Below are 19,308 nucleotides of genomic sequence, written 5' to 3'. Positions count from 1 at the left end.
CCCCTATGGGAGCGCGGTGCCTTCCAGGCATTTATTTACGAAGCATGACTTCGATAAAATCTTTCCAGTTCCCCAGTTCACGTTCAATCATAATAGCCTCTCTTATTATTATGGGTATTCTACGTAGTTAGCGGTATAGAGAGAAGTTCATTTAACCGATTGTTGCGATATCCTCTGGTTACGCTGTCTATGATATTACTATGGCGCTGTAGCCGTAAATTTTATGTGACTTACTGCAATATTTAGCAACATTAATACCTTTTCTACTACTTTATCAAATCGGGTTAAAAAACAATCAATTGCATGTGCGCAAAATAGGATTTGCCCCGCGAATTATAAACAAGCCACATCTGGAACGTTTTGGAATCATTATTCACATTCACTCAACAATGTTATATTGATTGCCGATCAGCGCTGGATAAATAACCATTAACAGCCACACTTATTATCCCGCAGACGATACTATTGATTATTTATTCGAATTTCGCGTTAAAGGATTCAATATGATTACCCTCTATGGCATTAAGAATTGCGACACGATCAAAAAAGCGCGCCGTTGGCTGGAGGAGCATGGCATTGATTATCGTTTTCACGATTACCGTGTGGATGGCATAGACCTCCCTCTTCTTAATACCTTTATTGCCGAACTCGGCTGGCAGCCGTTACTGAATACGCGCGGCACAACATGGCGCAAACTGGATGAAGGCGACCGCAGCGGGATTACCGATGCCGACTCCGCCGCTGCTCTCATGGTTGAACAGCCGGCAATCATCAAACGCCCATTGCTCTGCGCGCCCGGGAAGCCTATGCTGCTTGGTTTCAGTGAATCCCGTTATCAGCAGTTTTTTGATGAGGTGTAGTCTATGTCGTGCCCGGTTATTGAGCTGACACAGCAACTTATTCGTCGCCCCTCCCTGAGTCCGGATGACGCAGGCTGTCAGGCATTAATGATTGAACGCCTGCGTAAAATCGGTTTTACCATTGAGCATATGGATTTTGGCGACACGCAAAATTTTTGGGCATGGCGTGGGCGTGGCGAAACGCTGGCGTTCGCCGGGCATACTGACGTCGTACCGGCTGGCGATGTCGATCGCTGGATCAATCCGCCGTTTGAACCTACGATTCGCGACGGAATGTTGTTCGGTCGCGGCGCGGCGGATATGAAAGGTTCACTGGCGGCCATGGTGGTGGCTGCTGAACGTTTTGTTGCGCAGCATCCTCATCACCGGGGCCGCCTCGCGTTTTTGATTACCTCTGATGAGGAAGCCAGCGCAAAAAATGGCACCGTAAAGGTGGTTGAAGCGCTGATGGCCCGTCACGAGCGGCTGGATTACTGTCTGGTCGGCGAACCTTCCAGTACTGAAATTGTGGGTGATGTCGTCAAAAACGGGCGTCGCGGTTCCCTCACCTGTAACCTCACTATTCATGGCGTTCAGGGACACGTCGCCTATCCGCATCTGGCGGATAACCCTGTTCATCGCGCTGCGCCTTTTCTTAATGAACTGGTCGCTATCGAGTGGGATCGGGGCAATGACTTTTTCCCGGCCACCAGTATGCAGGTAGCCAATATCCAGGCAGGCACCGGCAGCAATAATGTCATTCCCGGCGAACTGTTCGTGCAGTTTAACTTCCGTTTCAGCACGGAACTGACCGATGAGATGATCAAAGAGCGGGTACATGCGCTGCTTGAGAAGCATCAGCTACGTTATACCGTAGACTGGTGGCTTTCCGGCCAGCCGTTCCTGACCGCACGCGGCAAGCTGGTGGACGCGGTGGTAAACGCCATTGAGCACTATAATGAAATTAAACCGCAATTACTGACGACGGGCGGTACGTCCGACGGACGTTTTATCGCCCGTATGGGAGCGCAGGTGGTAGAACTGGGGCCGGTGAACGCCACCATTCATAAAATTAATGAATGTGTGAATGCCGCCGATCTCCAGCTACTGGCCCGTATGTATCAACGCATTATGGAACAGCTCGTCGCCTGATGAGCGTTCCGGTAAGAGGAAATAAGCATGGACTGGCTGGCAAAATATTGGTGGATTCTGGTATTGGTGTTTCTGGTAGGCGTACTGCTGAATGTGATCAAAGATCTCAAACGCATCGACCATAAGAAATTCCTTGCCAATAAACCTGAGCTGCCCCCGCATCGCGATTTTAACGATAAGTGGGACGATGAAGACGACTGGCCGAAGAAAGATCAGCCGAAAAAGTAACCGGATAACATGCCGGACAGGTATCGCTATCCGGCATGGTCCCCACCGCCGGGCATTACGTCGCGTAAACGCTGCGTTCGTCCGGCATCCAGCGCAATCAGCGCCTGCGCCGCCTGCGCACGCTGCAACGCCAGCAGAGCTTTACGGCCTGAAATGCGTAGCCGGGCGCACAGTTCGGCATCGCTGGCTTTTTCTTCCAGCCGCCCTCTCAGCGCCGGTAATGGCAATGCGCTGTATTGCAGTAAACGATGCAGGCAACCTAACGATGTCAGTAGCGGGCGGTGCGCGAAAGCAAAACCGACCAGCTCACGCCAGTCTTCATCATTAAGCGCCTGTTCGCGTAACGCCGCCAGCGGTATCGCCTCGCCGTTCCACTGCGTCAGGATATCCGCATCGCGGCGCAAACGTTGGTGTTCCTGCTGCGCCAGCCGTTTTCCCGCGTCGCTCAGCGGCAATAACGCCATCGCCGTATAGCAACCGCTGCTCGCCTCCCGATGGTTGCCCATCCGTACCAGCACAAAGCCGCAGCGCTGCCAGAAGCGCCACAGCTCCGGCGTATAGCCAAAGCTGACGGAAAGATAATCACACTGCGCCGCCTGCTCGCACGCGCAGGCAATCAACTGCTGACCGATGCCTTCGCGCTGGCGGGCGGGGTGCACCGCGATACGGCTTACGCGACGCCCGACCAGCGTCGCGGCTAAAGGGTCGCTACCGTGCGCCGCCAGCGACTGCGCCACCAGATTTCCACGCGGACGCCGGAAACCGCACCATACAGCCTGACTGAGTTCTGCGGATAACCCGCCCTCTTCGACCAGCCAGACGGCGCCCGCCACACGGTTATTCGCCGTGGCCTGCAAGAAATGCTGTCCTGGCGCATCCATCATTCGGCGCAGATCCAGCGGCGAAGTACGATAGTGCGCCCCCGACAGTAACTGATACACAGCCCTCGGCAACGCGGGCGTATTCACCCAGGCCTGTTGGTAAAACGCCGAGATTGCTATCGCGCCATGTGGCGCCTGCGCAAACGCTTCATCGTCGAATATCAGCGCCTCGCTGACGATATTTTCCAGCGGGCATTCTGGCGCCCAGCGGACAGGCTGACGAAGCGTGAAGCGGTGAAGCTGCGGAAAACGGGCGCAAAACTTAAGTAAAAAACCGCGTCCGGTGCCTTCGTAGCCCTGAACGGTGGTGGTGAGTAGTATGCGGGGAAAGCGCGAAACCAGTTGCAGCAGCAGCGGCGCGGGGATTGCCGCCGCCTCGTCAACCACCAGCCAGTCGGCTCTTGCCCCGCTCGCCAGCAACGCATCCGGCGCCATAAAGCAGAACCGCTCACCGGCAAACGCTGCCAGGATATCCGTTGCCGTTTTCGCCGGTGCGGTCACGATAGCCGTGCCCGCCATCCGGGAGATGAATTGCCCGGCCAGCGCCGATTTGCCGCGCCCACGGGGGGCAATCACCGTCGCCACGCCGGGCGGCATTTCACGTAAACGCGATAAGATAGCCGCCTGCTCCGGCTGTGGCTCGCCGGTGGCGGGTCGCCAGCGTCCACGGAAAGGATAAGATGGCCAGCAAAACGGCTGGTGCTGTCGCCAAAGCAGCGTTTGCGGATCGCGGGAGAGAGTCCGTTTAAGATGCTGTGCAAACTGCGGTGTAGGGATAGGCTGCGCGCAGTCGCTCCAGCGCAGTGAATCGGTATCAGGCCTGCTTTCCCACGTCTCGTACGGCGGCATCAGCAGAAGCAGCCAGCTTCCGGCCTGCAAGGTCCCGCTCAGAGCGGCAAACGCTGCGGCGTCAAAGCCCTGCCAGGCATCAAATATCGCATGACGGAATTCACGGCCCAGCAGCGTTTGTAACGCCTGTGGCGTACAGCACGGCTGGGCGGGCGCGTCAGGCGCGACCCACAGCCAGTCACCGGGCAGCGCAGCGCGTATCGCCTCGGCCCGCTCCCGGCACCACGCCGCATCGCCGCTGATGACCAGTAAACGGCGAATGCCTTCCTGTGTCATTTGCGACGTTAACGCCTGTAGCGCATCGATATCAGACATCCCTGCCCCGGTTTATCAAAAGTTTTTGCCAAACGTATTACATTGCGCCGGGTCACCGCTGTCAAATCCACGCTTAAACCAGCTGTAGCGCTGTTCTGAGGTGCCGTGGGTAAAACTATCCGGCACGACGCGCCCCTGCCCCTGTTGCTGTAAGCGATCGTCGCCGATAGCCTGTGCGGCATTGAGCGCCTCTTCCAGATCGCCCGCCTCCAGTACGCCTTGCTGCTGCATACTGTGTCCCCACACGCCGGCAAAGCAATCCGCCTGTAGCTCCATGCGCACCGAAAGGCGATTCACCTCCGTTTGCGACGCGTTTTGCTGTAACTGGCGTACTTTCGGCTCAATACCTAACAGTTTTTGTACGTGGTGGCCGACTTCGTGGGCGATGACATAACCCTGGGCAAAATCACCGTCCGCGCCCAGCTTATTTTTCATATCATCGTAAAATGAGAGATCGATATAAACGGTGCCGTCCGCCGGGCAGTAAAACGGCCCCATCACGGACTGACCCGCACCACAGCCGGTGCGCGTCATACCACGGTACATCACCAGTTTTGGCTGCTGATAGCCGCGCCCCATTTTTTGAAAGAGTTGACCCCAGGTATCTTCGGTCGTCGCCAGAATCACCGAGGTAAATTTTGCCGCTTCATCATCATTGGGGCTTATCGAACGCGTCGACTGCTGCTGCGAAACCGGCTGGCCGGTCAACAGACCGGTTAAATCCACCCCATAGTACCCTGCGACCAACACCACCACCAACAGAATGATGCCGCCTTTTCCGCGCGGAAGACGAAAGCCTGGGCCACCCAGCGAGGGGCCGCCTGGCCGATTACGTCTGTCCTCTACATTGTTGCTTTCACGACGCCCTTGCCAGCGCATAATCACCTCATTCTCTCTTTGTTATACAGATGATCGTAGGCGGTCAGGCGCAGGATTACCACAGGTAAACGCTATCAGAATGAGGAAAGGATGATACCGGAGAGCGGTTGCCCCCCGGTCAGAAGCGGAATTAATCTAATTTCACGCCCAGGCGATGCGCGACGGCTTCATAGGCTTCAATCAGACCGCCCAGGCTCTGGCGGAAGCGGTCTTTGTCCATTTTGTCCAGCGTCTCTTTATCCCACAGGCGGCTACCGTCCGGTGAAAACTCATCGCCCAGCACCACTTCGCCTTTATACAGGCCAAACTCCAGTTTGAAATCCACCAGGATAAGACCCGCGTCATCAAACAGTTTTTTCAGTACGTCGTTGGCTTTGTAGGTTAGCTCTTTCATACGCGCCAGATTTTCCTGACTTACCCAACCGAACGTTTCACAGTAGGAACTATTCACCATCGGGTCGTGCAGCGCGTCGTTTTTCAGGAACAGATCGAAGATCGGCGGGTTAAGCTCCATGCCTTCTTCCACGCCCAGACGCTTGACCAACGACCCTGCCGCACGGTTGCGCACCACACATTCAACCGGCACCATCTCCAGCTTCTTCACCAGACACTCGGTATCAGACAGCAAACGTTCCATCTGGGTCGGGATGCCCGCCTCGGCCAGTTTGGTCATAATGAAATGGTTGAATTTGTTATTTACCATGCCTTTGCGATCAAACTGTTCAATGCGCGCGCCATCCCCTGCTGACGTATCATTGCGGAATTCGAGCACCAACAGGTCCGGGTTTTCCGTGCTGTATACGGTTTTCGCTTTACCACGATACAACTCAGCTTGCTTTTGCATCTTTAACACTCCTGGGTGTGAATTAACGATAAGTATTCATTTCCTGCTACGCCTGCCGGAGACGTCGGCCTGTAATTGTGGTGCGAAATAGCGGTTAAATCGCGTTTTTGTACCGACGCACACGTTTGCGTATCTTATCAGAAAAAAGGGCCGGATTACTCCAGCCCTGTTAAATTACTTGTTGAACGCTGCCTGGAAGACGGCAACCAGCGCGTCGTTCTGGCTTTGCGTCAGAGTATGCCCCTTAGGATCGATAAACTGCAAGCTGCTGCGGTTATCTAAATCGCCAACCTGCAATTTATAGTCTCCGGATGCCAGGCCCGGGTCGCTAGCGCCCAGATCCCGCCAGTCGCTGTCAGACAACGGTTTGTACGTTACCGCCATGCTGCCCTGAGAGCGAGTGCTGTCGGTGACTTTCATGCCCACTTTTTCCAGCGCGGCCGGGAGGCGTTGCCACACGAGGTTGAACGGACCGCGAACGACCAGCATAGGTAAACCGGTATCATCAGCGGCGCTCTGCACATCCATCGTTGCGGCGGAACGGTTCTGCGCGGCATTTGCCGCATCCGTAGCGGTCTTATCCAGACCGGCGGAAATGACGTTCATCATTTCAGTGCTATAACGCTGCAGCGACGCCGCGTCAGCGACCGGCTTGCCAGCCTGTTCCAGATTAACCAGTTTTACCGTTACCGCCTGCTGATAGCCCTGCGGCTTCACCGAGATTTGATAACGTCCACGATACTGTTCGTCTTCATCCAGGCGGTTCCAGTTCACCCAATCGGTCGTCAGGGTCTGGCTGGCATCGTCACGTTTTTCAATCGGATAATTTTTCGCCTGAATCACGCTGACGACTTGCGGCCACAGCGTGCTGCTCCGGCCATTCTCCACCAATAGCGTAGCGGTATCGCCAGAGAACTGGGTACGCGCGCCGCTCACTAACGCTAACGGCTGCGCTGGCGGACGGATATCCAACGCCTTACCAACCGCGCCGCTCCCCTTCGTGACCGGAATAACGTAGTCGCCGGTCGTTATCGGCAGGATCATTCCTGCCGGGGCGTGAAGTTCAGCAAGCGGCGCGGCATCCAGATAGGATTCATCGCCGCTTACCTGGCGCTTGTAGCGCGAATCGGAACTACAGGCAGCGAGCAGCAAAACAAGCGAAACACCCGCAACCTTCGCCAGGCGCGACTTTTGTACTGAGTAAGCCATCAAATCTCCCTAAACTTTACAGCAGGCCAGCATGCTGAAGCGCTGCTTTGACGATGTCACGACCATGGTCCGTGATAGGCGTCATTGGCAGGCGCAGCGTGTCGGTCGCCACAAGACCCAATGCCTTACATGCCCATTTCACCGGGATAGGATTGGGTTCGACAAATAGTTTGTTGTGTAACGGCATCAGACGCTGGTTGATAGCGCGCGCCTCGGCAAATTGCCCTTCCGCCGCCAGTTTGCACATGTCAGCCATCTCGCGCGCCGCTACGTTAGCCGTAACGGAAATCACGCCATGACCACCCAGTTGCATAAAGTCCAGCGCGGACGCGTCATCGCCGCTAAGCAGAATAAAATCGTCTGAAACCAGCTCTTTGATCTGGTGAACGCGGGTTAAGTTCCCTGTCGCCTCTTTGATAGCGATAATATTTTTTATTTCCGCCAGACGACCCACGGTTTCCGGCAACATGTCGCAACCGGTACGGGACGGCACATTATACAGAATTTGCGGCAAGTCAGTGTGTTCCGCGATGGCTTTGAAATGCTGGAACAAACCTTCCTGCGTGGGGCGATTGTAGTACGGCGTTACCGTCAGGCAGCCAACAATGCCGCTATCGTTAAAACGCTGCGTCAGGCTAATCGCTTCCGCGGTCGCGTTTGCGCCCGTGCCGGCGATAACCGGAATACGTCCGTCAGCCAGTTCCAGCGTCATCATCACGACATCGCCATGTTCATCATGGCTTAGCGTGGCAGACTCGCCGGTAGTGCCAACCGAAACAATCGCCGAGGTACCGTTGGCGACATGATAATCAATGAGTTTTTTCAGGCAAGACCTACTGACGTTACCTTTCTCATTCATCGGCGTAACAAGCGCGACAATACTTCCCGTGAACATGGGCCATCCTCTGTGCAAACAAGTCTCTCAATGGTACGTTTGGTATGGCAATAAAAGCAAGCGACCAAAGCCGTTCTGATTGTTGTATGCAGGTTTTTTTTATGGTTTCCTTAAGATTACCTCACCGCTCAAAGGAATAACTGGTTTGACACCGTCATCACAACACTATTTGGTTATCACTGCGCTGGGCGCCGACAGGCCCGGTATTGTGAATACCATTACTCGCCATGTCAGCAGTTGCGGCTGTAATATCGAAGACAGCCGACTGGCGATGCTGGGCGATGAATTCACGTTTATTATGCTGTTGTCCGGCACGTGGAACGCGATTACCTTGATTGAATCGACATTGCCGTTAAAAGGCGCGGAGCTGGATCTGCTGATTGTGATGAAACGGACGTCCGACCGCCCCCGCCCGGCAATGCCCGCGACGGTATGGGTTCAGGTTGAGGTCGCCGACTCCCCGCATTTAATTGAGCGATTCACCGCGCTGTTTAATAGTCATGAAATGAATATTGCGGAGCTGGTCTCCCGCACGCAGCCGGCTGAAGGTGATAAAGCTGCGCAATTATTTATTCAAATCACCGCACATAGCCCGGCGTCGCAAAATTCCGCAAATATTGAGCAAGCCTTTAAAGCACTATGTACAGAACTCAATGCGCAAGGCAGTATAAACGTCGTCAATTACTCACAACATGATGAACAGGATGGAGTTAAGTAATGAATCCACTGAAAGCCGGTGATATCGCACCGAAATTTAGCTTGCCGGATCAAGACGGGGAACAAGTAAATTTGACCGACTTCCAGGGACAGCGCGTTCTGGTTTATTTCTACCCAAAAGCCATGACACCCGGCTGTACCGTGCAGGCCTGCGGCTTACGCGATAACATGGACGAGCTCAAAAAAGCAGGCGTGGACGTGCTGGGCATCAGCACCGATAAACCTGAAAAACTCTCCCGTTTCGCTGAAAAAGAGCTGCTGAACTTTACCCTTTTGTCCGATGAAAACCATCAGGTGTGTGAACAGTTCGGCGTCTGGGGCGAAAAGTCGTTTATGGGCAAAACGTATGACGGCATTCACCGCATCAGCTTTTTGATTGACGCTGATGGTAAGATTGAACACGTCTTTAATGATTTTAAAACCAGCAATCACCATGATGTGGTGCTGAACTGGCTGAAAGAAAACGCGTAAAAGCCTCAGGCCGCGCTGATGTGCGGCCTGGAAAGGGAATGCGCCGTCAGGCTTGCCGCGCCAGACGCCATATCGCCGCCACATTGCGCGCCGACAGGCTCAGGTTATATTCCGCCTCGTGTAAGGCTTCCGGCAACGTAACGATATGCGACAAAATCGACAGCGCCGCATCGATACCCTGTTGATACACAACGTGATGATCGTGTTGCAGCCCACCGGCGAGCGCGATAACCGGTTTATGATACCGCTTCGCCACTCTGGCGACGCCAATCGGCGTCTTGCCGCAAATACTTTGGCTGTCCAGCCGCCCTTCTCCGGTAATCACCAGATCGGCATCTTTAACCGCCTGCTCAAGCTGTAGCGTTTCCACGACAATCTCTACGCCGGCGCGTAATTCCGCATTGAGCAACCCTAAAAGCGCGGCGCCCATTCCACCTGCCGCGCCCGCGCCGGGAGCATTAATCACCTCACGCCCCGTAGCCTGATAAATATGTCGGCCCCAGTTTTCCAGCGCCGCGTCCAGGGTATTCACCATTTCCGCTGTCGCCCCTTTTTGTGGGCCAAAAATGGCCGATGCGCCCTGGGGACCACACAGCGGATTGTTGACATCGCACGCCACGGTTATCGATACCTTACGCAGCAATGGGTGACAACCGGACAGATCGATAGAGGCCAGCGCCGCCAGCGCCTCGCCGCCCGGAGAAAGCGAGCGCCCCTGTTTATCGCGCAATATAACGCCAAGCGCCTGCATCATCCCCGCGCCGCCGTCATTCGTCGCGCTGCCGCCAATTCCCAGAATAATACGCTTTACGCCACGCTCCAGCGCCGCGACGATTAACTCGCCGGTGCCGTAGCTGGTGGTATTAAGCGGGTTGCGCAATTCAGGCGAAACGTGATGCAGCCCGGATGCCGCCGCCATTTCAATCACGGCGGTATCGCTATCGCCCAGCATTCCCCAGCGCGCGGCCACCGGTTGCCCAAGCGGGCCTTGTACCCACTGGTCGACATAACGCCCGCCGCTGGCCTCCACCATTGATTGTACGGTTCCTTCCCCGCCATCCGCCATGGGCACTTTAACGTAGTCGGCGTCAGGATAAATTTCGCGGAACCCCTTTTCTATCGCCTCAGCGACCGCCATTGCGGACAAACTTTCTTTAAATGAATCAGGAGCAATAACAATTTTCATAGGGATTATCCTGCAAAACCAAAGAAACCGAACATCAGAGTAGAAATAAAGGTAATGGCTAACCCCACCAGCGTTTCATACGGCATTAGCTTTAAACGTTCATGAATTTGCATATTGACGCTGCCGCCCGTCGCGTGGAAAAAGCTGCCGTGCGGCAGATGGTCCAGCACCGTGGCGCCCGCATGGATCATAGCGGCTCCCGCCAGGGCGGAAACGCCAAGTTCAAGTAACGTGGGAGAGAAAACGCCGGACGCCACCGCCGTTCCCGCCGTGGTTGAGGCCGTCGCCATTGACATCATGGCGCCAGACACGGGCGCCAGCAGCCAGGACGGCAATCCCGAAGCGGTGAGGCCATGAATCAGGACATCTTTAAGTTCGGAATTAGCGATAATGCCGGCCAGCGTACCGGTTCCCAGCAACATAATAGCGACAGGCGCCATACGCATCAGACCGGCGACCATGTACTGGTTACAGTGGCGCGCGCGTCCCATCAACAGCAGACCGACCAATCCCCCTACGGGCAGGGCAATTAACGGGTCAATGGAAATGCCGGCAAACGGACGGAGAGAAAGCAGGAAAATAGCGACCAGCGGCGCGCTAATCGCCACCAGAAAGCCGGGTCTGGCGACGGAGTCATCATGGTGAGTCACTTCATGATCGGCGACGCCCGCGCCTTTATTATTCAGCCGTTTCGCTAACAGATAGGCGATAATAAGCCCAACGATGCCCGGAACCACGCCCGCCAGCATAATAGAGGTAAGAGGAACATGAAACGCATCGGAGGCGGCAATAGCGTTCGGGTTGGGTGACATCACGTTACCCGCTTTGCCGCCGCCGACCATCGCCAGCAGAATAGCGCTTTTTGACAGCCCTGCATTACGCGCAATCGACAGCGCAATCGGCGCGACGGTAATCACCGCCACATCAATAAATACGCCGACGGCGGTCAGACATAGTGTGGCAATGGCTAATGCCAATAACGCCCGGGTTTCCCCCACTTTGCGGACAATCGTCTCAGCAATCGTATTCGCCGCCCCGGACTCAATTAATACGCCCGCCAGTACGCCTGCGGCCAGAATACGCAATACGGCATTAACGATGCCCTGCGCGCCTGACACCATCAACGACACGGTTTGCAGAAGATCGGCGCCGCCAATCAAACCGCCGACCAGCGCGCCCGCCATCATGCCGTAGGCTGGCGACACTTTTCTTAAAATTAATACGATGGCCACAACCAATGCGGCAATGGCTCCCAGGGTGGATATCGACGTCATATACTGCGCCTCCTTTAACATGGAGCGCGCAGTATGGAAAAACCCGCCTAAAAATCCGCTGGAGCTTTCAACAAATTTCGATTCGACCTGGCAGCGGTAACTTGTCGGACGGTACAGATTCGGCCTGGAGCTCCATACCGATATAAAGCCAAAGCGTACTTTTTAACTCGTTGATTTTTATGTGCGTAATATCCTCACAGCGCTGTAAGCGATAGCGCAATGTATTCACATGAATATGCAATGCTTTGGCCGTTTGCGTCAGGTCACAATTATGTTCAAACCAGGTCCGCAGCGTCTGTTGCAATACGCCTTTCGCGTCATGTTGCGCCAGTTGCAGCCACAGACGCGATAACTCCTGCACTTGCCAACTTTCAGACAGCCCGCTTAGCAGCGCGGGAAGCGCATGGTCATGATAAAAAATGTACTGGCTGCGCAGCTTTTGTCTTTTCGCCATCGCCTGCGTGGCTCTCGCAGTGAGCAAAGATCGGTGCAATCCCGTCTCGCCGGCAAAATAGCCCCCAACCAAAATACGGCTAAAGCCCGATGATGCAGCCCATGATTTAAAAATCTGCAATTCCCCCATTTCCTGGCGGGTATTCCACTTTCCCTCTTTTAACGTGATAGGCTTAATAATGATTAATTCATTAAATTCGGTAAACGTCACCAAATGGTTGCGCGCGTGATTCTCGAAATAATCCATTACATTGCGCAGCGCTTCGCGATCCGGCTGGGAAAGTTCAATAATCAGCACCACTCTGGGAACCGCCAGATCAATGCCCAGATAGGCCGCCATGGAGCGCAACGACTCTGTTGAATTTTCTCGCAAAATCAATTGGTTGATCAGCTCTTCGCGATAGCGTTTATCCCACTGTCGCTGTTCGATCAGCACCATATGCTCGATCACCAGCTCCGCCGCCATTTTAACCAGCTCGGCATACGCGCGAACCTCCTCCGGCTCGCCGGTAATGCCGACCACGCCGATAAGCTGTTCATGAAAAGAGATGGGAAGATTAATGCCGGATCGCACGCCTTTTAGCTGATTGGCGGTAGCGGAATCAATTTCTACAATACGGTTTTCCTTCAGCGCCAGAATGGCCCCTTCGTGACGCTGGCGAAGCCGCGAAGGTTCGCCAGACGCGATAATGACGCCATGTTCATCCATGACGTTTACCGAGTAAGGAATAATTTTCATGGCTCGCTGTACAATTTGCCGCGCGGTATACCCTTTCAAGTAATGTTTTCTCAACACACTCATTCCCTGTTTCGTTATCGCTTCACATTAAAAAAACAATCTCGCATCAATGATGTCACTTATTAACGAATTTCTCAGAAGAATGCTTAGGCTAAGTCACCAAATTTTGGCGGCTTTACAGCGAGAATTTTGTAGGTTCCAACAATAAAAATGCCGCAACACGGTGCGGCATAAAAAAAAAGAGCGGCTTTCTAAGCGCTTGTCCCTCATCAGGCGTGCGCAAAATGGCGGCAGGGCACTATGATGTCGTTCACGCTTTACAACTTTTGTACAGGCCGCTCAGGATGAGGTATCCGTCACCTGACCATCCGGCCAGGCATGGACAACGGCTTTAATCAGCGTCGCCAATGGAATGGCGAAAAACACCCCCCAGAATCCCCACAGACCGCCGAAAATCACCACTGACAGAATAATCACCAGCGGATGCAAATTCACCGCTTCGGAGAAAAGTACCGGTACCAGCAGATTGCCATCCAGCGCCTGAATAATCAGATAAACGGCAAAACAGCTCCAGAATTCCGTCCCCAGACCAAACTGAAACAGCGCGACGCCCACCACCGGAATTGTCACCACAAAAGCGCCGATATAGGGGATCAGGACCGAAAAGCCCACCAGTACCGCCAACAGTAGCGAATAGTTGAGGCCAAACAGCAAAAAGCCCAGCCAGGTCGCTACGCCCACCACCACCATCTCCAGCACTTTTCCGCGGATATAGTTGGTGATCTGCTGATTCATCTCATTCCACACCTGCCCCGCCAGCCCGCGATTACGCGGCAGCACGCGGCGCACGGCATTCAGCATCTGCTCTTTATCTTTTACCAGGAAAAAGACCATCAGCGGCACCAGCACCAGATATACCGCCAGCGTCAGTAGCCCGACTAACGAAGCCAGCGAATACTTCACCACCGAATCGCCCATGTTAAGCATCCGGGTACGCATGTTTTCCGCCATCGCATCAATAATGCCCGCATCCATCAGCGCCGGATAGCGTCGCGGCAAGGTCGCGGCAAAATCGGACAGTTTATTCAGCATACCGGGCATATCACGAATCAGGTAAATACCCTGCTGCCAGGCAATCGGCATCACCACAAACGCCATTAATAACAGAATGCCGACAAAGAGGATAAGGACAATGGAGGCTGCCCAGCGCCGGGAACAGCCAATCGCCTGCAGGCGCGCCGTCGGCCACTCCAGCAGGTAGGCCAGTACGATAGCGACCAGCAGCGGCGCTAACAGGCCGCTAAAGAAAAAGAGGATGCTAAAACCAGCCACCAGAATGACCAGCAAGGCAATCGCCTCCGGGTCGCTGAAGCGACGGCGATACCATTGCATTAACATTTCGAGCATAAAACCCTTCCCAGAACTCAACTGCGGGATTGTGATGCCGAATTGTATCGAAATGTCACAAAAAAGACTTCGCTTTTTATCGTTGATTCAGGAAACTAAAATAGTGAGTCTGTGCTCATCACAGTTATACTTATGAAGTGTCGGAGCGTGGAACGATATTTCACGACGTTGGTCAAAGGGCTATCTCAAAACAACAGGATAGAGGTTATGTTCAGGCAGTTGAAAAAAAACCTGGTGGCAACCCTCATTGCAGCATTGGCTCTCGGTCAGGTCGCGCCCGCATTTGCCGACCCTGCCGACACGCTGCCCGATATGGGAACCTCGGCAGGAAGCACGCTTTCTATCGGACAAGAGATGCAAATGGGCGACTTTTATGTGCGCCAGCTACGCGGCAGCGCGCCGTTAATCAACGATCCGCTGCTGGTGCAATACATTAACGCGCTGGGGATGCGTCTGGTCTCGCACGCCGACTCCGTCAAAACGCCCTTCCATTTTTTCTTGATCAATAATGACGAAATCAACGCGTTCGCGTTCTTTGGCGGCAATGTGGTGCTGCACTCGGCGCTTTTTCGCTACGCGGATAACGAAAGCCAGCTAGCTTCAGTCATGGCGCATGAAATCTCCCACGTGACGCAGCGCCACCTGGCGCGCGCGATGGAAGATCAAAAGCGCAGCGCGCCGCTTACCTGGGTGGGCGCGCTGGGTTCCATTTTGCTGGCCATGGCCAGCCCACAGGCCGGTATGGCGGCACTAACCGGTACTCTGGCGGGAACGCGCCAGGGAATGATAAGTTTCACCCAGCAAAATGAGCAAGAAGCCGACCGTATTGGTATTCAGGTACTGCAACGCGCCGGATTTGACCCACAGGCGATGCCCTCTTTCCTCGAAAAACTGCTCGACCAGGCGCGTTACTCCACGCGTCCGCCTGAAATTTTGCTCACTCACCCCTTACCGGAAAGCCGCCTTGCGGATGCCCGCAACCGTGCCAACCAGATGCGCCCGGTCGTGGTGCAATCTTCCGCCGACTTTTATCTCGCCAAAGCGCGCGCCCTGGGAATGTACAATTCCGGACGTAACCAGCTCACCAGCGACCTGCTGGATCAGTGGTCTAAAGGCAACGTGCGTCAGCAACATGCGGCGCAATATGGCCGGGCGTTGCAGGCGATGGAAGCGAGCAAGTACGATGAAGCGCGCAAAACGTTGCAGCCGCTATTAAGCGCGGAACCGAACAACGCCTGGTATCTTGACCTCGCCACCGATATTGACCTCGGGCAGAAAAGAGCCAACGACGCGATTAATCGCCTGAAAAATGCCCGCGATCTGCGCGTTAATCCTGTGCTGCAGTTAAACCTCGCCAATGCGTACCTCCAGGGAGGCCAGCCGAAAGCGGCGGAAACCATTCTGAATCGCTACACCTTTAGCCATAAAGATGACGGTAACGGCTGGGATCTGCTTGCTCAGGCCGAAGCCGCGCTGAACAACCGCGATCAGGAGCTGGCGGCGCGCGCTGAAAGTTATGCGCTGGCGGGACGACTGGATCAGGCAATTTCACTGCTCAGTAGCGCCAGCGCCCAGGCAAAACTGGGTAGCCAGCAACAGGCGCGTTACGATGCGCGTATCGACCAGTTGCGCCAGTTACAGGAACGCTTCAAGCCATACACGAAAATGTAATCGCCGTTTATTAGCCGGATGGCGTCACAAGGAGAACTCATGACCGACACGATTAAAATCTACCATAACCCGCGCTGCTCGAAGAGCCGCGACACGCTGAACCTGCTGAAATCTAACGGCGTGGAACCGGAAGTGGTGCTTTATCTGGATACGCCCGCCGATGCCGCCACCGTGCGGGAACTGCTGCGTATGTTGGGCATGTCCAGCGCGCGCGAACTGATGCGCCAGAAAGAAGATCTCTATAAAACGCTTCACCTGGCGGATAGCCAGCTGAGTGAAGAGGCGTTAATCCAGGCGCTGGTTGAACACCCTAAACTGATGGAGCGCCCCATTGTGGTGGCAAATGGTCAGGCGCGCATTGGCCGACCGCCTGAGCAGGTACTGGACATCCTCGGTTAACCGTTGAACGCCGCCGTCGCGGCGTATTACAGTTTCAGGATCTCTTTGACAAACGGGATCGTCAATTTCCGCTGGGCAGTGATCGACGCATGATCGAGCTGATCCAGCGTCATAAACAGCGTGCGCATTTCGCGATCAAGACGTTTGAGTAAAAACCGCCCGACATCTTCCGGCAGTTCAAACCCCCGTAACCGGGCGCGCAACTGTAGCGCCTGAAGTTTGTCTTCATCGGAAAGAGGCTGGAGTTTATAGATTTGCCCCCAGTCCAGACGGGAAGCGAGATCGGGCAAGCCCAGATTTAACTGTCTTGGCGGACGATCGCCGGTGATCAATAACCGCGTCTTACCGGACTCCAGAATGCGGTTATAGAGATCAAAGATCGCCATCTCCCACAGTTCATCGCCAGCGACACACTCAATGTTATCAATACACACCAGCGAGAGGTGTTCCATACCGTCGAGCACTTCCGGCACAAACCAGGTGCGTTTATCGAGCGGGACATAGCCTACCGCATCTCCACGCTGCGACAATTCAGCGCAGGCGGCGTGCAGTAAATGGCTGCGGCCCGCGCCTTCACGCGCCCAAAGGTAGATATATCCACTATGTTCCTGGCGCAACACGTTTTGTAACGCGGCCAGTAGAGAGGCGTTATCCCCCGGCCAGAAACTTGCGAAAGTTTCGTCGTCAGGAAGATAAAGTGGCAAAGAGAGCTGTGCCGGTGTGTTCAGAGATACCTCAACCCAGGATGACATAAAATCGCGCTGAGTTTACCACATAATTCCCGTGAGATAGAACCGGGCAGCATCGCTGCCCGGCAACCCGTTACTGATGCGGAGGCTCCGCATCATTTGCCTCCAGAACCACTTCTTCCGGACGCAACAGGCTAATCAGTTTAAAAATCAGGCTCAGGCAAATCCCGACGATGGTCGCCAGCGCCATCCCTTTCAATTCTGCCGCGCCGATATGCACTTTCGCGCCGCTCACGCCGATGATCAAAATCACCGAGGTGAGGATCAGGTTTTGCGCTTTGTTGTAATCGACTTTCGATTCGATCAAGACGCGAATCCCCGACGCGCCGATAACGCCGTACAACAGCAGCGAGACGCCGCCCATCACGGGTAACGGGATAATCTGAATCGCCGCCGCCAGTTTGCCGACGCAGGAAAGCAGAATGGCGAAAATCGCCGCGCCGCCAATAACCCAGGTACTGTAAACGCGGGTGATCGCCATGACGCCAATATTTTCCCCATAGGTGGTATTCGGCGTGGAGCCGAAGAAACCGGAGACGATCGTCGACAGTCCGTTAGCGAACATCGAGCGGTGCAAACCTGGATCGCGCACTAAATCTTTTTTGACGATATTCGCCGTCACCACCAGATGACCGACATGCTCGGCAATCACGACCAACGCCGCGGGCAGAATCGTCAGGATCGCGAACCATTCAAAACGCGGCGTATAGAAAGTCGGTAGCGCAAACCAGTGTGCCTGGGCAATCGGCGTGGTATCGACCACTCCTAGCGCGAATGACAGCGCATAGCCCGCCAGCACGCCGATCAAAATCGGAATGATCGCCAGGAAACCGCGAAACAGTACGGAGCCGAACACCGTCACCGCCAGCGTGACCATGGAGATGATAATTGTTTTCGTGTCCGGCGACTGCCCTTGCGCAGGCAGCAATCCGGCCATCCCCGCCGCGACGCCAGCCAGCTCCAGACCGATGACAGCAACGATTGCGCCCATTGCCGCAGGCGGGAACATCACATCCAGCCAGCCGGTGCCCGCTTTTTTAACGATGAAAGAGACCAGACAGAACAGCACGCCGCACATAATAAAACCGCCCAGCGCCACTTCATAACCCAACGGCAACAACAGTAATACCGGGGAAATAAAGGCAAAGCTCGATCCGAGGTAGGCCGGAATTTTACCTTTGCAGATAAAGAGATACAGCAACGTTCCGATACCGTTAAACAACAGCACCGTCGCGGGGTTGATATGAAACAGAACTGGCACCAGCACGGTCGCGCCAAACATGGCGAAAAGGTGCTGTAAACTAAGCGGGATTGTCTGTAAAAGCGGCGGTCTTTCACTCACCCCGATAGCACGGCGCGTCATAGTGTTTTCCTCTAAGTGTGTTTGTTATGAGTTGTTTTATTCAAAAAAAAGCCGACTCTTAAAGTCGGCTTTTAATTATTTATTCACTTATTTGGTACCAAAAATCTTATCGCCGGCATCGCCAAGCCCCGGAATAATGTATCCGTGCTCGTTAAGCCCCTGATCGATAGAGGCGGTGTACAGTTCAACGTCCGGGTGCGCTTTTTCCAGCGCTGCAATGCCTTCCGGCGCGGCGACCAGCACCAGCACCTTAATGCTGCTACAGCCTGCTTTTTTCAGCAGGTCGATGGTCGCGATGACAGAACCGCCGGTCGCCAGCATCGGGTCGACGATCAGCGCCATGCGCTCATCAATGTTCGATACCAGTTTCTGGAAATAAGGTACTGGCTCAAGCGTCTCTTCGTTACGGTACATCCCGACTACGCTGATACGCGCGCTCGGTACATTTTCCAGAACGCCTTCCATCATACCCAGACCCGCGCGCAGAATCGGCACAACGGTAATTTTTTTACCTTTGATCTGGTCGATTTCCACCGGGCCATTCCAGCCTTCGATGGTGACTTTTTCCGTTTCCAGGTCGGCTGTCGCTTCATATGTCAGCAGGCTGCCTACTTCTGAGGCGAGTTCACGAAAGCGTTTAGTGCTAATGTCGTTTTCACGCATCAGACCCAGCTTGTGTTTGACGAGTGGGTGTTTGACTTCCACGATCTTCATACTCTTCTCCTATCCTCAGATGACTGGCAACCACAAAAAAAATCGCCGGATTATACCGCTTTTCCTCTCTGACG

20 protein-coding genes are annotated in these 19,308 nt (G+C 54.5%); 7 read left to right on the top strand and 13 right to left on the bottom strand.

The window, feature by feature from the left end:
- Positions 1–31 precede the first annotated feature (31 nt).
- Positions 32–91 carry a protein YpfM gene (ypfM, locus tag NA330_RS20105; protein WP_001386977.1) on the bottom strand — a complete coding sequence of 20 codons (60 nt, stop codon included), beginning with the start codon at positions 89–91 and terminating at the stop codon, positions 32–34.
- Positions 92–503: 412 nt separating this feature from the next.
- On the opposite strand from ypfM, the gene NA330_RS20100 reads away from it, so the two are divergent.
- Genes NA330_RS20100 through NA330_RS20090 form a run of 3 tightly spaced genes read left to right on the top strand, consistent with a single transcriptional unit; the run spans position 504 to position 2,219 of the window.
- Positions 504–860: an ArsC family reductase gene (locus NA330_RS20100; RefSeq protein ID WP_000631923.1), complete on the top strand. Its 357-nt coding sequence runs from the start codon at positions 504–506 to the stop codon at positions 858–860.
- 3 nt (positions 861–863) lie between these two features.
- A complete protein-coding gene (gene dapE / locus NA330_RS20095) occupies positions 864–1,991 on the top strand; it encodes a succinyl-diaminopimelate desuccinylase (RefSeq protein WP_001277822.1) in 1,128 nt (375 codons plus the stop codon).
- Positions 1,992–2,018: 27 nt separating this feature from the next.
- Positions 2,019–2,219, top strand: coding sequence for a YpfN family protein (locus tag NA330_RS20090; protein WP_000383839.1), 201 nt, complete (start codon positions 2,019–2,021; stop codon positions 2,217–2,219).
- A 26-nt stretch (positions 2,220–2,245) separates the two neighbouring features.
- Here the strand turns inward: NA330_RS20090 and tmcA are convergent, their stop codons facing one another.
- From tmcA to dapA, 5 genes are all read right to left on the bottom strand, one after another.
- Complete coding sequence (tmcA, locus tag NA330_RS20085) at positions 2,246–4,264, bottom strand: tRNA cytosine(34) acetyltransferase TmcA (RefSeq protein ID WP_023241623.1); 2,019 nt, start codon at positions 4,262–4,264, stop codon at positions 2,246–2,248.
- 15 nt (positions 4,265–4,279) lie between these two features.
- Complete coding sequence (gene ypfJ / locus NA330_RS20080; protein ID WP_001267523.1) at positions 4,280–5,143, bottom strand: KPN_02809 family neutral zinc metallopeptidase; 864 nt, start codon at positions 5,141–5,143, stop codon at positions 4,280–4,282.
- A 130-nt stretch (positions 5,144–5,273) separates the two neighbouring features.
- Positions 5,274–5,987: a phosphoribosylaminoimidazolesuccinocarboxamide synthase gene (gene purC / locus NA330_RS20075; protein WP_001171630.1), complete on the bottom strand. Its 714-nt coding sequence runs from the start codon at positions 5,985–5,987 to the stop codon at positions 5,274–5,276.
- Positions 5,988–6,161: 174 nt separating this feature from the next.
- The gene (gene bamC, locus NA330_RS20070; protein WP_000331877.1) at positions 6,162–7,196 is read right to left on the bottom strand and encodes an outer membrane protein assembly factor BamC; all 1,035 of its coding nucleotides are present in this window, start codon (positions 7,194–7,196) and stop codon (positions 6,162–6,164) included.
- Positions 7,197–7,212: 16 nt separating this feature from the next.
- Positions 7,213–8,091 (bottom strand): 4-hydroxy-tetrahydrodipicolinate synthase, encoded by an 879-nt coding sequence (gene dapA / locus NA330_RS20065; RefSeq protein ID WP_023241624.1) that lies wholly within the window; start codon positions 8,089–8,091, stop codon positions 7,213–7,215.
- A gap of 145 nt (positions 8,092–8,236) precedes the next feature.
- On the opposite strand from dapA, the gene NA330_RS20060 reads away from it, so the two are divergent.
- Positions 8,237–8,809 (top strand): glycine cleavage system transcriptional repressor, encoded by a 573-nt coding sequence (locus tag NA330_RS20060; RefSeq protein WP_000189061.1) that lies wholly within the window; start codon positions 8,237–8,239, stop codon positions 8,807–8,809.
- Positions 8,809–9,279: a thioredoxin-dependent thiol peroxidase gene (bcp, locus tag NA330_RS20055; RefSeq protein ID WP_001068686.1), complete on the top strand. Its 471-nt coding sequence runs from the start codon at positions 8,809–8,811 to the stop codon at positions 9,277–9,279. The genes NA330_RS20060 and bcp overlap by 1 nt, the downstream gene beginning before the upstream one ends.
- A gap of 46 nt (positions 9,280–9,325) precedes the next feature.
- On the opposite strand, the gene NA330_RS20050 is transcribed toward bcp, so the two are convergent.
- From NA330_RS20050 to NA330_RS20035, 4 genes are all read right to left on the bottom strand, one after another.
- A complete protein-coding gene (locus NA330_RS20050; protein ID WP_000706377.1) occupies positions 9,326–10,465 on the bottom strand; it encodes a glycerate kinase in 1,140 nt (379 codons plus the stop codon).
- 5 nt (positions 10,466–10,470) lie between these two features.
- A complete protein-coding gene (locus NA330_RS20045) occupies positions 10,471–11,739 on the bottom strand; it encodes a GntP family permease (RefSeq protein WP_000200859.1) in 1,269 nt (422 codons plus the stop codon).
- Positions 11,740–11,806: 67 nt separating this feature from the next.
- Positions 11,807–12,994, bottom strand: a complete 1,188-nt coding sequence (locus NA330_RS20040; RefSeq protein ID WP_001533732.1) for a sugar diacid recognition domain-containing protein — start codon at positions 12,992–12,994, stop codon at positions 11,807–11,809.
- Positions 12,995–13,270: 276 nt separating this feature from the next.
- Positions 13,271–14,338 carry an AI-2E family transporter gene (locus NA330_RS20035; RefSeq protein ID WP_000892057.1) on the bottom strand — a complete coding sequence of 356 codons (1,068 nt, stop codon included), beginning with the start codon at positions 14,336–14,338 and terminating at the stop codon, positions 13,271–13,273.
- Between the two features lie 207 nt (positions 14,339–14,545).
- On the opposite strand from NA330_RS20035, the gene bepA reads away from it, so the two are divergent.
- Both bepA and arsC read left to right on the top strand, forming a co-directional pair.
- Entirely contained in the window at positions 14,546–16,009 is a 1,464-nt protein-coding gene (gene bepA, locus NA330_RS20030) for a beta-barrel assembly-enhancing protease (protein WP_000489631.1), read from the top strand.
- Between the two features lie 39 nt (positions 16,010–16,048).
- Positions 16,049–16,408 (top strand): arsenate reductase (glutaredoxin), encoded by a 360-nt coding sequence (arsC, locus tag NA330_RS20025; protein ID WP_000132650.1) that lies wholly within the window; start codon positions 16,049–16,051, stop codon positions 16,406–16,408.
- Between the two features lie 26 nt (positions 16,409–16,434).
- On the opposite strand, the gene NA330_RS20020 is transcribed toward arsC, so the two are convergent.
- The 3 genes from NA330_RS20020 to upp form a co-directional block, all read right to left on the bottom strand.
- Positions 16,435–17,136, bottom strand: coding sequence for a DnaA inactivator Hda (locus NA330_RS20020; RefSeq protein ID WP_061835882.1), 702 nt, complete (start codon positions 17,134–17,136; stop codon positions 16,435–16,437).
- Between the two features lie 94 nt (positions 17,137–17,230).
- Positions 17,231–18,520, bottom strand: coding sequence for a uracil permease (gene uraA / locus NA330_RS20015; protein ID WP_000198343.1), 1,290 nt, complete (start codon positions 18,518–18,520; stop codon positions 17,231–17,233).
- Positions 18,521–18,607: 87 nt separating this feature from the next.
- Positions 18,608–19,234, bottom strand: a complete 627-nt coding sequence (upp, locus tag NA330_RS20010; RefSeq protein WP_000706208.1) for a uracil phosphoribosyltransferase — start codon at positions 19,232–19,234, stop codon at positions 18,608–18,610.
- Positions 19,235–19,308: the final 74 nt, after the last annotated feature.

Origin of the sequence: Salmonella sp. NW722, assembly GCF_051702785.1 — a bacterium.
GTDB classification, from domain to species: Bacteria; Pseudomonadota; Gammaproteobacteria; order Enterobacterales; family Enterobacteriaceae; genus Salmonella; species Salmonella enterica.
This window is presented reverse-complemented; position numbering and strand designations above follow the sequence as displayed.